The organism is Bacteroides sp. 519 (assembly GCF_010500955.1).
In the GTDB taxonomy this organism is placed as follows: Bacteria; Bacteroidota; Bacteroidia; order Bacteroidales; family Bacteroidaceae; genus Bacteroides.
The window spans coordinates 38,160-53,258 of record NZ_QVMJ01000011.1 but is presented as its reverse complement, the minus strand read 5'-3'; the positions used below and the strand labels follow the sequence as shown (position 1 = coordinate 53,258).

Here is a 15,099-nt window from a genome sequence, read left to right as displayed (position 1 = left end):
TCAACCTAAACTTCAAGATTCTTATAATTGACTAACTTTATATTCCCCACAGTATTTTCAAAAGCCCCAGCATAAACTATTATTTTGTCGTCAATCCTCCCTGTAAAAGTTTTATCAACCACTTTTAAACCTTTCTCAAATTCGGTATTGTATGTTTGGGCTGATTTAATTTCTATCGCATCAAAGTGATCTCCATGTTTCAGTAGTAAATCAACTTCATTCTGATTGGTATCTCTGTAAAAGAAAAGATTACTCTCTTTTCCTTTGTTATAGCGTTGTTTTAAAGCTTCGGAAATTATAAAGTTTTCAAACAGATCTCCCCTTTTTTTATCTCTACTCAGCTGTTGTGGTGTTTCAATCCCCAACAGGTAACAAGCTAATCCGGTATCAAGAAAATATATTTTGGGAGTCTTAGTTAACCGCTTAGTTGTATTTTCAAAATAAGGGGGTAACAGACTTATTATGTAAGAAGTTTGTAAAACAGACAACCAAGACTTTATAGTATTGCTGGAAACCCCAACTTCGTTGGCAAGTTCTGAAGCCACAAACAAGTTAGCAGTTCGTCCGGCACATAAACGAAGGAAAGTTTGAAACTGAATCATATCTTTAATTTGCAACAAATCACGTACATCTCGCTCCAGATATGTTTTCACATAATTTGGATAAAGATAAGAGGCTATATTTTTCCCTGCATAAATAGCCGGATAAAAACCATCAAACAATAATTCATCCAATGTTTTTTTATCGGCCATTTCTTTAACTTCAGAATAAGCCATAGGAAGCAGTTCAAAAATAGCAGTTCTTCCTGATAGAGATTGAGTTATTGATTTTAGCATTGAAAATTGAGAACTACCCGACAATACAAACCGTTTTGATGAGTCTTCATCGACCATTCCCTGAATATATGATAATAATTCTGGCACATTTTGTACTTCATCAAGAATCATTCCTCCTGTATCCTGATTGAGGAATGCTATTGGGTCATTCATGGCAAAATTACGAATATCTAGATTTTCCAATGAATAATAAGTCAATTCGGTAAACAGATGCTTTATCAAAGTTGTTTTGCCGGACTGGCGTGGCCCTGTTATAGTTATCACAGGAAAGTATTTAGCAGCCTCTTTGATAGCAGATGTTATAGCTCGTTCAATAAATTCACTCTTCATTTTATGCAATTTCGAAGTTGTATTGCAAATTTACATAAAATAATTCATTCTTCAAATCATATTTTCGCTATATCCTTAATAAATCACTCATTATCCCATCGGATACAAAAATGCCCTGTCGGGTAAGACATAAATACCTGCCAATATGTTTCAACAGATTAGTATTCAGATGCTTTTGAGCCATTTTCAAACAGTAATCAAGATATTCTTCTCCAAACTCTTTTTCCAGTAATTCTAAATCCAACCCCTTACTGGTACGTAAAGAAGTTATAATCAAATCGTTATAGCGGGTATCATCATCCAGAATCTCCTGCTCGCTAATTGCAGTTCCTTGCTCCATACCTTTTATATAAGATGTGAGCGATGAAACATTCCACATTCTATTTATTCCATCAAAAGAATGTGCCGAGGGGCCACATCCCAGATAAATACTGCCATCCCAATAAGAAGAATTATGCTTGGATTGCTTGCCTGGTAAACAGAAATTAGAAATCTCGTAGTGTTCGTAACCTGCAGCGGTTAACGTATCAATCAATTCAGCAAAAAAGAGGTTGCTATCCTCCTCTCCTACCTCATTCACTGTATGATTTTTCAGCATTGCAAAAAGCGGAGTATCTTCTTCGTAAATAAGGTGATAGGCCGAAATGTGCTGTACATCCAGTTGCAGTGCAGTGTTTAAATCGGCACGCCAGTTTTCAAGGCTCTCACTGGGTAGTCCGTAAATTAAGTCAATGCTTATATTATGGAAACCTGCTGTACGCGCATTCTTTACAGCTTCAATGGCTTGCCCGGCTGTGTGCCGTCGCTTAAGTAGTTTCAGAGTTTCGTCATTAAAGGTTTGAATGCCCATACTGATGCGATTGAATGGTAAAGAGGCAATATCTTTCAGATAATCAGGAGTTAAATCATCCGGATTTGCTTCAAGGGTTATTTCTAGTTGAGAGTTGAGAGTTGAGAGTTGAGAGTTAAAGTATACATTATCAATTGTTTTGAATATCTGTTCAAAATGGTGTTTCTGTATTTGCGAGGGTGTACCCCCACCAAAGTAGATAGTAGTAACAGGCTCACCATGCAAATAATCTTTTCTTGTTTCAAGTTCCTTGCATACAGACTCTACATAGTTACCCATCAACTCCGATTGGGTGGTTGAGTAGAAGTCGCAATAAATGCAGCGGGTTTTGCAGAAAGGAATATGAATATAAATACCAGCCATATCAGTTGAGAGTTGAGAGTTGAGAGTTGAGAGTTTCTTTAAACCGATAAATGGAGGCTTGCTCTACAATGAAGTTAAAGAAGCGGCTCATTATGCTATCGCCTTCCATTGCCGGACCTTCCGGATGGAACTGTACTCCCCAGATGGGGCGTCCATCAACGGTTTCAATGGCTTCGGGGATACTGTCGCAAGCCCAAGCCGACACTCTGAACCCCGGAGCAATCTGCTTTACTGCCTGATGGTGGTGGGTATTGGTTACCAATTCTTCTTCTCCGGTAATTGAGGCAATAACCGAACCGGGTAATATGGTTACATAATGTGTTGGTATTTTGCTGGGTTCGGCCTGATTGTGGTTTACTGTAGTATCGGCATGCTGTGCAGGGATATCCTGATACAAACTGCCACCAAAGGCCACATTTATAAGTTGTTCGCCACGGCAGATACCCAAAAGGGGAAGATTGCGTTTGGCTGCCAGTTTAATGAGGGCTATATCGTAAACATCGCGAACGTTGTTTACGTTTCCTAATTCAGGAATGGGTTCTTCGTTGTAATAGCTGGGATGGATGTCTTCACCACCTGTCAGTATCAGGGCATCTAGTTGGGTGAGTATTTCTTCTAAAAGCTCCACATTATCAATTACAGGAACAAGTACCGGAATTCCTCCTGCATTAATCACAGCGTGTACATAAGTGTTACGCACACTGGAATTTGCGCTATTGGGATAGGAACAGGATATACCGATAATGGGCTTTTGTGCAAAGCCCCAAAGTGGCAATAACAGGAATAGGACAGTGGGTATAATTTTCTTCATAAGAATATAATAGTAATCAAAGATATATAAAAAATATGCTTATCTTAGCTGCGAAAAGAAAAATTATGCCTGGTTTGGAAGACACATATAGTTTTAATAAACTTTTCCTTGATTATAAACAACGGTTTACACATTTTGCCAGAACCTATGTTGGCGAATTAGAAACAGCCGAAGATATTGTTATTGATAGCCTGATATACTATTGGGAACGTCGGCATGAACTTAACAATACCAATATACCGGCATACATTTTAACTGTTATTAAAAACAGATGCCTCAACCACCTACAGCATGAGCAAACGCGCGAAAATGTAGAAGCCTATTTGGCTAAGCAAGAAGATTGGGAATTGAATTTGCGCATAGCCACACTCGAAGCATGCAACCCCGAAAAAATATTCTCGGAAGAAATTCAATCTATCATAAAAGAAACACTTCACTCACTCTCTCCGCTATCCCGCGAAATATTTATCCGTAGCAAAATTAATAATCAAAGCAATAAAGAAATTGCAGCTGTACTGAATCTTAGTGTAAAAAGCATAGAGTACCACATAACTAAAACGCTCAAAGCATTGCGTATAGCTCTTAAAGATTACTTTCCTCTGTTTATATTCGGCAACTGGTGGATTTAATGTTTCCTGAAAATAAAAAAACTTCCAACAGAAGCTTTTCTGTATAACTATTTCACACCTATAAAAAGCATCAAAAATGTAAAAAAGCTCAGCCCAACACCCTCCACACGCGCTGTAGGGCTGATTTTACTGTCCATTTTCAAAATGCTGCATTTTGCATTGATGAAATGCTGCATTTCGTTCGATCAAAATGCTGCATTTTGAAAGTGTGAAATGCTGCATTTTGAAATCACGTTTTGCAGCATAAAAATCAGTAATGATTTACGAATGAATAAAAACAAACATCAATTGTTAAATTCAATATTGCGTTTAGGGTTTTCTGTTTCTCATCTGCTTTATATATAGAAGCATGGAAAAAGAAAAACTACATAAACTATTTGAAGGCATAGCATCTTCTAAAGAAAAGAAGGAAGTTAGAGTCTGGCTGGAAGCATCCGAAGAAAACCGGAAAACATTGCTACGCGAACGGGAGTTTTTTGATGCAATGATACTGTTAGACCATAAAGATACAAACCTAGATTCTTTAAAGAAGAAACAAACCAAACTTGCTATTATACTAACCAGAGTTGCTGCAATTGTTGCTATTGTGCTTTTGGCTGGTAGTTTATGGTACACAAAGAAAATGAGCGAACAGCTTGAACAATATCAGGCAGCAATAAATACGATTTCTGTCCCTGCCGGGCAACGGGCAAACATACAACTGGCCGACGGAACAAATGTGTGGTTAAATGCACGCAGCAAAATAACTTATCCGTCTTTCTTCACAGAAACAACCCGAAAAGTTGAACTGGATGGAGAAGCCTACTTTGAAGTAAAACACAATCCTGAAAGGCCGTTTATTGTTCAAACCTCTCGGCACACCATAGAGGTATCAGGAACATCGTTCAATGTAGATGCTTATAGCGCCTCACCAAATTTTGAAACAGCCCTGATGGATGGAAGTGTATTAGTTACTTCGCTAAAATCGTTGCAACAAATAAAACTATCTCCCGGCTATAAAGCCTTGGATAATAATGGAACTTTATTATCGAGCGAGATTAAGGATTACGACATTTATCGATGGAAGGAAGGACTGATTTGTTTTAAAAATCAAAACTTTATTGATTTAATGAAACGCTTTGAAAAATGTTATGGAATACGCATTACTATAGAAAACAAACAACTGGAGAATAAAGTATTCAGTGGCAAATTTCGCATATCCGATGGTGTTGATAAAGCATTACGGATTATGCAAAGAGAAGGACAATATACTTTTGAACGCAATAAAGACGAAGATGTTGTGCTTATAAAATAACGTTTCAATCTGTTAATTGATAGATTGAAAATTACAACACTTAAATTTAATACTAACCATTAACCACTTTTATTAGCCTATGCAGAAAGACCTATCGTAAAGAAAATGCCGATAAATGTTCCCGCATCTACCGGCATAATGTATTAACACAATGTTTTAACTGTATTAATAACTTAGACATTTCAAAGATATGAATAAAAAATCATTTCTTCGGGACTTTTATGTCAAAAAGTCTCAAACTAAACACATCTTTAGAATTATGAAGGTAACCACACTAGTTTTATTTCTTTTTGTGTTTTCCTTGCATGCAGAATCCGTTCACTCACAGAACATCAAATTGTCTATTAAAAAAACAGCTGCTTTAGACGAATTTATCGAAGAGATAGAAAAGCAGTCTAACTACCTCTTTGTATATACCAAAGATGTAGACATCAATCAGCAATATTCTGTTAATGAAAAGGAATCGAGTATTCAGGGAATACTTAAAAGCTTGTTTGCAACTTCAAACATCAATTATGAAATTGAGGGATCGTACATTGTACTTTCAACAGGACGCTCGAACAGCCCGCAACAAAATCAAAAACGAATTACCGGAACTATTACCGACGAAAGAGGTGAACCGATAATTGGGGCCAATGTTGTAGAAAAAGGTGCACAAAATGGAGTGATTACAGATCTTGATGGTAATTTTTCTATTTATGTTACCGAAAATGCAACACTACAGATCAGCTTTATTGGATATCTGGCACAAGAAATTGCAATAAAAAATCAAAGTACATTGAAAATTGTAATGCGTGAAGACCAATTAACACTGGATGAGGTTGTAGTTATTGGTTATGGTACAATGCGTAAAAAAGACTTAACCGGAGCAATATCGCAGGTTAAAGCCGACAATCTTATTAAAGAAAACCCAACCAGTATTCAAGACCTTTTGCGTAGTGGGGTACCAGGGTTAAATGTAGGTGTTGACAACACAGCTAAAGGAGGAGGAGACATTATGGTACGTGGGCAACGCTCGCTATCGGCCGGAAACTCTCCGCTCATTGTACTTGACAATGTGGTGTTCTTTGGCGAACTATCCGAAATCAACCCACAAGACATTGAGCAGATTGACGTTTTAAAAGATGCTTCTTCGGCAGCTATCTTTGGAGCTAAATCGGCAAATGGTGTGGTTATTATTACTACCAAAAAAGGAAAAACCGAAAGACCGGTTGTACGCTTTGATGCCAGCTTAGGTATAATAACTCTGGGCAAACATCGCGATGTGTATGATGCCGAAGGTTATTTAAAATTCCGTGGCGACTGGTTTACCAGTTCGGGAGGATTTGATAAAAATCCGGGTAAATACTATGCACCTACCCCCGAGAACCTGACTAAATACGGAATCACTGCCGAACAATGGAGAGCCTATACCGACGACTCGGCAAGCGATGAAGAAAAGTGGATTAGCCGCTTAGGATTGTTTCCACAAGAAAAAGAAAACTATCTTGCCGGAAAAACCTACAATTGGTTCGACGAAGCTTATCGCACAGGTATTAAGCAAGATTATAACATTAGCTTATCCGGACGAAGTGATAAGATAAACTATTATCTGTCTCTTGGTTATCTTGATTCAAAAGGAGTTATTGTTGGTGATGATTATAGCACCATCCGCTCAAATCTGAAACTCGATGCAATAGTAAATAATTTCCTCACCATTGGGGCTAATATTAACTTCCAGAATCGTACTGATGGCAACCTGAAAGTTAATACAGGAGATGTTCTTACCAGAAACTCTCCGTATGCATTGCCTTATGATGAAGAAGGTAACTTAACCTACCGCCCCATGGGAGCAAACTCTTTGAACGAGGGGTATAATTATAGATACGAAAACCAATACAGGGATTTGGATAAAGGATACACCATCTTTAACACCATACTTAGTGCAAAAGTAAAGCTTCCGTTCAACATTAATTATACACTTAACTTTGCACCCCGTTTTCAATGGTTCCACAATCGCTATTGGCTATCGTCGCAACATCCTGCCTGGAGCACACAATATAACGGATATGTAGACCGTTCGGGACAAAAAAACTTCGATTGGGTAGTAAGTAATACCATTAACTGGGAATATACGTTTGCTAAAAAACACAATGTAAACATTACCCTATCACAAGAAGCCGAAGAACACCAAACATGGTATACACTTATATCGGCCCGTGATTTTACACCAACCGATGCCTTGGGATATCACTATATAAATACAGCCAACAAGATGAAGAGCTCGTTCAGTAGTGAAGATACACACAGCACCGGAGACGCTTTATTGGGTAGACTTTTCTACTCGTTCGATAGTAAATATATGGCCACCCTATCGGTACGTCGTGATGGATACTCGGCTTTTGGTACCTCCAACCCAAGAGCAACTTTTGGTTCTGTTGCTTTGGCTTGGAACTTCGCAAACGAAAGTTTCTTTAAATGGGATGCCATGAACTATGGTAAACTAAGAGCCTCGTGGGGATCAAATGGTAACCGAAGTATTGGAATTTACAAAGCACTTTCTAATTTAACATCGGGTACAGGTGGATATGCTTACCTGGATGCGGGTGGTGCACTGAAAGAAATTTCACAGTTATATGTTGATCGTATGGCAAATCCTAAGCTGCGTTGGGAAAGAACCACTTCATGGAACTTTGGTTTAGATTTTGGTTTCTTAAATCACCGCATCAACGGTAGTGTTGAGTATTATCACATGCCAACCACAGATTTAATTATGAATCAGTCGCTTCCAACAATAACTGGTTTCAGTAACATTACAACCAATTTAGGGAAAGTACTGAATAAAGGATTTGAATTAACTGTAAACACAGTCAATATTAAAAACAGAGACTTTGAATGGGGTTCGACCTTTAATTTCTCTATGAACCGCAATAAGATTGTACACCTTTATTACACTTACGAAAACGTACTGGATGCCGATGGTAACATTGTTGGCGTAAAAGAGGTAGACGATGTAGCAAATAAATGGTTTGTAGGAAAAGACATCAATGAAATTTGGAATTATAAACTTCTGGGTATATGGCAGGAAGACGAAAAAGAAGAGGCCGCTTTATACAAACAAGTGCCGGGCGACCCCAAAGTATTGGATAAGTATAATATAGACAAGCGCGAATATTCAAATGAAGATAAAGAGTTTCTGGGTTCACGGTCGCCTAAGTTCCGTTGGTCGCTCAGAAATGATTTCACCTTCTTGAAAAACTTTACAGCATCTGTAAACATCTATTCGCTATGGGGACATAAAGAAGCTACCACTTCTTATATTAATACAGGATACGAGGCAGAAAGGTTTAACCAATATAAAATAAACTATTGGACACCCGATAAACCTACCAACAAATATGCCCGCTTAGGAGCTACCAACCGGGCATCGGGTGCACCGTTGATATTAGACAGATCGTTTATACGTTTGGAAAGCATCTCGCTGGAATATAATGTACCAAAGAAATACTTGTCTAAATACCGTATAGAAGGGCTAAGACTTACCGGAAGCATACGTAACGTTGCTGTGTGGACTAAAGAACCCTGGTATACCGACCCAGAATATTTAGGAAACTCAAACACCGCCTACCCATCTTATGTACCAAGAACATTTAGTTTCGGAGCAAGTTTAACATTCTAAAAACTAACAGAAAAATGAAAAGAAAAAATATTATATTAACAATAGGAGTGTCCATAACAGGGTTACTTTTATCAGGGTGTAGTGAAGATTTTCTGAAACCCGATCCACTTTCTTTTTATGAACCATCGACTACCTTTACAACCAAAGAAGGACTTCAGTCGGCATTAACCACATGCGACAAGCATATGCGTCACTTGTTTTTCTCGAGTGATGACAACAATGCTGATAGTGCACCTATTAATACAGAAACGCTCTTATCTGACATTGCTGTAAATGGAACAACCGACCGAACCTCGCCAACGGATTCGTCCATGGATATGATTACATTGTTAACCCCCGACTGTAGTGGTAATAGTTCTGCCACAACCAGAATTGGTTATTACTGGACACAGGGTTATTATGGAATTAAATATGCCAACTCAATCATTACCAATCTGGCAAGTATTAAAGGTATCGATCAGCAACTGCACGATGAAATGTTGGGAAGAGCCTACTTTCACCGTAGTTTCAGGTATCTTTATCTGATATTCCAGTACAAAGATATACCTTTATTTACCCAAGAAGTTCGAGGACCCAAGTTTGACTATCAGTCGACCAAAAGAGGCGTTATTCTGGATATGATAACCTCCGATTTGGAATTTGCTGTAAAACACGTACCAGCAGTTGCCGACTATGGTGGCATGGTTACCAAAGGAGCATGTAGGCACCTGCTTATTAAATGCTATCTGGCACAAGGCGAATTCGACAAAGCAATTGCCGAAGCCAACGAGCTGATTAATAATTCGGGATATGCACTGATGACTGAACCTTTCGGACAATTTGTTGATCCAACCCCATCGGTACATAAAGTTGTAAGAAATGTTATCTGGGATTTACACAGACCCGAGAACAAAGGCATTTCGGCAAATAAAGAAGTAATTCAGTTTATGGTTAACCGTGAAGAATCGCAAGCAAGCCGGGTGTTGATAAGAACCATGCGAAACTGTGTTCCTTTTTGGGCGGGAACCAACGACTTCTGTATTTTAACACCCGATAGTAAATCGGGTGCAATGACAGCAGCCATCCTTAATAACGAGTATGATTACAGAAGAGCATATGGCCGTGGTATTGCACGTATACGTCCAACATATCATGCCGAACACTCAATGTGGTTAAACGATGCAACCGATTTACGCCACAGCGTAGAACATGGCAACTGGATGACAATGGAACAGTTAAAGTACAACGAACCCAGCTTGAAAGGCACCAACGAGTATTATGGCCAAAATCTTCGCCGGTATAACGACGAAGGCAAGCTATTATGCTCGGACACCATCAGAAGCTGGTTTAATTGGCCTCATTATAAAGTATGGATTGAAGATCCACGCAAGGAAACTCAAACTACTTACGAAGGAGGATCGGCCGACTGGTATTTATTCCGCCTTGCCGAAACGTATTTGCTGAGAGCCGAAGCGTACTTCTGGAAAGGTGAATTAGGAAAAGCAGCCGACGATGTTAATACAATACGCAAACGTGCCCAATGTAGCAAGTTGTTTACAGCAGCCGACATGAACATGGGGGTTATTATGGACGAAAGAGCCCGCGAACTCTTTTATGAAGAGTGGAGACATGTAGAGCTGAGCCGCGTATCGTACATCTTTGCCCGGACAGGTAAAACCGACGAGTTTGGTAAAACCTATACCGAAGATAAGTTAGGAGAAAGCAATTACTGGTTTGAACGCATAACCAAATATAACAACTACTATAATAAAGGTGTAAAAACACGTTCGGGAGTTGAATATACAATTGCTCCTTACCATATTCATTGGCCGGTTCCGCAATCTACTATCGACTCTAACCGCGAAGGAAGAATCAATCAGAATTACGGATATGCCGGATACGAACACAATATAGCTCCATTTGATAATCTGGAAGATGCAAAAGCTTCCGAAACAACTTATTCTAATTAATCAGGATAACCATTCAACTGGGTGCGGCGACGAATTTGCCGCACCTGGTTACTCCACAGAAAATCTAACTTTAAATCAAAAACATCTCATAAATCTATAAATCATCCTACCGGGATAAGGGCTTCATCCTACCGGGAGAAACCGTTTCTCCTACCGGGATGAAGCCTTTATCATACCGGGACAAAAGCCTCATCCTACCGGGACAAAAGTACAGATAACATCGATTCTAAAATACTATGCTGAAAAACATTGTTTAGTAACACGCACACATTAATTGCTTTTGTTTTAATAAATTCATAATTTGCGCCTCACATTAATTAAGGGGTATGAAACTCATACTGATTTTCATTTATTAAATCTTTAATCATGAAAGTATATCAAACTAACGAAATTAAGAACATCGCCTTATTGGGAAGTTCTGGCTCTGGGAAAACCACTCTCGTGGAAGCAATGCTTTTCGAGAGTGGAGTTATAAAACGTCGCGGAACTATCGCAGCTAAAAATACAGTTAGCGATTATTTCCCGGTTGAGCAAGAGTATGGTTACTCCGTTTTTTCTACAGTATTAAATGTAGAATGGAACAATAAAAAATTAAATATTATAGACTGTCCTGGTTCGGACGACTTTATAGGTGGTGCAGTAACCGCCCTGAATGTAACCGATACAGCGGTTATTCTATTAAATGGCCAATATGGCGTGGAAGTGGGAACGCAAAATCATTTCCGCTACACCGAAAAATTCGGTAAACCGGTTATCTTCCTGGTTAACCAACTTGATTCAGACAAATGTGATTACGATAATATATTAGAGCAACTTAAAGAAGCATACGGTTCGAAGGTTGTTCCCGTTCAGTATCCAATTAATCCGGGAGCGGATTTCAATGCGGTTATTGACGTTTTACTGATGAAAAAATATTCGTGGAAAGCCGAAGGGGGTACACCAACCATCGAAGACATCCCTGCGGAAGAAATGGATAGAGCAACAGAAATGCACAAAGTATTGGTTGAAGCTGCTGCCGAGAATGATGAAGCACTCATGGAAAAATTCTTCGAACAAGATTCGTTAAGCGAAGACGAAATGCGCGAAGGAATCCGCAAAGGGCTTATCTCGCGTGGCATGTTCCCGGTATTCTGTGTTTGTGCAGGAAAAGATATGGGTGTTCGCCGCCTAATGGAGTTCCTTGGAAATGTGGTGCCGTTTGTTGATGATATGCCAAAAGTTATCAATACCGACGGACAAGAAATTGCACCCGATGCCAGCAAACCCACATCGCTTTATTTCTTTAAAACAAGTGTTGAACCTCATATTGGTGAAGTTTCGTACTTTAAAGTAATGAGCGGTAAAGTAAAAGAAGGCGATGATTTGGTTAATGCCGACAGAGGTTCGAAAGAACGCATTGCCCAACTTTATGTTGTTGCAGGCTCCAACCGCACAAAAATTGAAGAACTGGTAGCCGGTGATATCGGTGCAGCCGTAAAACTGAAAGATGTTAAAACAGGAAATACACTCGATAGCAAAGACTGCAACTATACGTTCGACTTTATTAAATATCCTAACTCTAAATATTCGCGTGCAATAAAACCGGTTAACGAAGCCGATGTTGAGAAAATGATGTCCATTCTTAACCGCATGCACGAAGAAGATCCAACATGGGTAATCGAACAATCGAAAGAACTGAAACAAACCATTGTTCACGGACAAGGAGAGTTCCATCTGCGTACACTGAAGTGGCGTTTGGAAACAAACGAAAAACTTCAGGTTACTTACGAAGAGCCTAAAATTCCTTATCGCGAAACAATTACCAAAGCTTCGCGTGCAGACTATCGTCATAAAAAACAATCGGGTGGTGCCGGACAGTTTGGTGAAGTTCATCTTATCGTTGAACCTTATAAAGAAGGTATGCCAATACCCGATACTTATAAATTTAACGGACAGGAATTTAAAATTAACGTTAAGGGACAAGAAGAAATTCCATTGGAATGGGGTGGCAAATTAGTGTTCGTTAACAGTATTGTGGGTGGATCAATTGATACCCGTTTCTTGCCAGCTATTTTGAAAGGTATTATGTCTCGCATAGAACAAGGACCACTTACCGGATCGTATGCACGCGACGTTCGTGTAATTGTGTACGATGGTAAAATGCACCCGGTAGATTCTAATGAAATCTCGTTCATGCTTGCCGGTCGTAATGCGTTTAGCGAAGCATTTAAAAACGCCGGACCAAAAATTCTGGAACCAATTTACGATGTTGAAGTATTTGTTCCATCGGATAGAATGGGCGACGTAATGGGCGATCTACAAGGCCGCAGAGCCATGATTATGGGTATGAGCAGCGAAAAAGGATTCGAAAAACTTTCGGCAAAAGTGCCTTTGAAAGAAATGTCGTCCTACTCTACCGCATTAAGTTCACTAACAGGTGGTCGTGCTTCGTTTATTATGAAATTCTCTAGCTACGAACTTGTTCCATCGGATGTACAAGATAAACTGATAAAAGAATTCGAAGCGAAACAAGCAGAAGAATAGAATTAAGGAGTAAGGAGTAAGAAAGCAGTGCTTTGCTCCTGAAATAGAATTAAGAATTAAGGAGTAAGTAGGTAAGAATGCAGTGCTGCATAGATTCTTACTACTTACTCCTTTATTCTTAATTCTATTCCATATTGTTAATGAATACTTTAATTTTTTATTAAATTTGCAAACAATGTGGGGTGTATTTTGTTTTAATTATCATAATACAAACTAAAAAACATTTTTCGGTTAATTAAAAGAAACCTGCCGTTAAATCAGGTTAAAACGTTAGGAGTGTTAATTAGGGAGTGTTAATTTTGTTGGTATGAAGAAGTCGACAATTTGGATTTTAGGTGTTGTAATGGGTTTCGCATTCTTAGGATTACTCTACTTGCAGGTAAGCTATATAGAGGAAATGGTGAAGATGCGCAATGCAGAATTTGATGATGCGGTAAAGAGAAGTTTACACCAAGTTTCGCGAACAGTAGAACTTGCTGAAACAAAAAGATGGCTTGATAATGATGTGATGCAAAATGAACTAAGAAGAGTTGATCCTTCTGAATCACAAACAAATAACATCATCCAACAGCAATCGCAAGGTTATACAATAACCACTCCTGATGTTTCTATATCAGCATTCGAACTTAAAACAATAACCAAACGTCCGTCGACAGCTCCCAAAGCAATGATATCGCAACAACATGGACGAGCAACGATACCCGAAACAGCGCGTTCTTTGGCAGAAGCAGTAAAGAAACGGTATATGTATCAAAGAGCATTACTCGATGAAGTGGTTAGAGATATGCTATACCGGGCAAGTGATAGACCCTTGAACGAAAGGGTAAACTTTAAAAATCTGGATGGATATCTGCGAGCAGAATTTATTAATAACAATGTAGCTTTAACATACCATTTTTCGGTTATAGATAATCTGGGGCGCGAAGTTTACAAATGTTCGGATTACGAAGCAAAAGGATCTGAGATGTCATATTCTCAAGTTCTTTTCCCCAACGATCCGCCATCTAAAATGAGTATGGTGAAGGTACATTTCCCCGAAAGAAGAGATTACATCTTCAATACGGTGAGCTTTATGATACCTTCTATGGTGTTTACATTCGTGTTATTGATAACATTCATATTCACTATATATATAGTGTTCCGCCAAAAGAAACTAACGGAAATGAAGAACGACTTTGTCAACAACATGACTCACGAGTTTAAAACGCCTATATCAACCATCTCGTTGGCTGCCCAAATGCTTAAAGACCCGGCTGTGGGAAAATCGCCACAGATGTTCCAGCATATATCGGGAGTGATAAACGATGAAACCAAACGTTTACGGTTCCAGGTAGAAAAAGTGCTTCAAATGTCTATGTTCGACAAGCAAAAGGCAACAATGAAAATGAAAGAAATTGATGCCAACGAACTGATAGCAGGAGTAATTAACACATTTACACTGAAGGTTGAAAGTTATAATGGCAAAATTACCTCAGACCTTGAAGCTGAAAATCCGTTCATATTTGTAGATGAAATGCATTTCACGAACGTTATATTCAACCTCATGGACAATGCGGTAAAATACAAGAAACCCGATGATGAACTGGTGTTGAAAGTCAGGACATGGAACGAATCGGGTAAACTGTTGATATCCATTCAGGATAACGGTATAGGTATTAAGAAAGAAAACCTGAAAAAGATATTCGATAAGTTTTATCGGGTACATACCGGCAACAGGCACGACGTTAAAGGATTTGGTTTAGGATTGGCTTATGTGAAAAAGATCATACAAGACCTGAAAGGAACCATTCGCGTTGAGAGTGATGTGAACGTGGGAACTAAATTTATTATTGCATTACCTTTATTAAAACATTAAC

General features: G+C 38.8%; 9 protein-coding genes. 6 read left to right on the top strand and 3 right to left on the bottom strand.

Translation table 11 applies throughout. The features are described 5' to 3' along the window. Positions 1–5 precede the first annotated feature (5 nt). The 3 genes from D0T85_RS11060 to D0T85_RS11050 all read right to left on the bottom strand — a co-directional run bounded on the left by D0T85_RS11060 (position 6) and on the right by D0T85_RS11050 (position 3,190). The gene (locus D0T85_RS11060; RefSeq protein ID WP_163213239.1) at positions 6–1,166 is read right to left on the bottom strand and encodes an ATP-binding protein; all 1,161 of its coding nucleotides are present in this window, start codon (positions 1,164–1,166) and stop codon (positions 6–8) included. A gap of 67 nt (positions 1,167–1,233) precedes the next feature. Then, the gene (hemW, locus tag D0T85_RS11055) at positions 1,234–2,379 is read right to left on the bottom strand and encodes a radical SAM family heme chaperone HemW (RefSeq protein ID WP_163213237.1); all 1,146 of its coding nucleotides are present in this window, start codon (positions 2,377–2,379) and stop codon (positions 1,234–1,236) included. A 1-nt stretch (position 2,380) separates the two neighbouring features. Further along, a complete protein-coding gene (locus D0T85_RS11050) occupies positions 2,381–3,190 on the bottom strand; it encodes a gamma-glutamyl-gamma-aminobutyrate hydrolase family protein (protein ID WP_163213235.1) in 810 nt (269 codons plus the stop codon). A 35-nt stretch (positions 3,191–3,225) separates the two neighbouring features. Here D0T85_RS11050 and D0T85_RS11045 point away from each other — a divergent pair, with 35 nt between their 5' ends. The 6 genes from D0T85_RS11045 to D0T85_RS11020 all read left to right on the top strand — a co-directional run bounded on the left by D0T85_RS11045 (position 3,226) and on the right by D0T85_RS11020 (position 15,098). Beyond that, on the top strand, positions 3,226–3,819 hold the full coding sequence (locus D0T85_RS11045) for an RNA polymerase sigma-70 factor (RefSeq protein WP_239060700.1): 594 nt from the start codon (positions 3,226–3,228) through the stop codon (positions 3,817–3,819). Between the two features lie 349 nt (positions 3,820–4,168). Further along, a complete protein-coding gene (locus D0T85_RS11040) occupies positions 4,169–5,113 on the top strand; it encodes a FecR family protein (protein WP_163213233.1) in 945 nt (314 codons plus the stop codon). A 259-nt stretch (positions 5,114–5,372) separates the two neighbouring features. After that, positions 5,373–8,771: a SusC/RagA family TonB-linked outer membrane protein gene (locus tag D0T85_RS11035; protein WP_239060699.1), complete on the top strand. Its 3,399-nt coding sequence runs from the start codon at positions 5,373–5,375 to the stop codon at positions 8,769–8,771. 14 nt (positions 8,772–8,785) lie between these two features. After that, complete coding sequence (locus D0T85_RS11030; RefSeq protein WP_163213229.1) at positions 8,786–10,720, top strand: RagB/SusD family nutrient uptake outer membrane protein; 1,935 nt, start codon at positions 8,786–8,788, stop codon at positions 10,718–10,720. Between the two features lie 366 nt (positions 10,721–11,086). Next, entirely contained in the window at positions 11,087–13,243 is a 2,157-nt protein-coding gene (locus D0T85_RS11025) for a translation factor GTPase family protein (protein WP_163213227.1), read from the top strand. Positions 13,244–13,550: 307 nt separating this feature from the next. Next, positions 13,551–15,098: a HAMP domain-containing sensor histidine kinase gene (locus tag D0T85_RS11020; protein ID WP_163213225.1), complete on the top strand. Its 1,548-nt coding sequence runs from the start codon at positions 13,551–13,553 to the stop codon at positions 15,096–15,098. Position 15,099 lies beyond the last annotated feature (1 nt).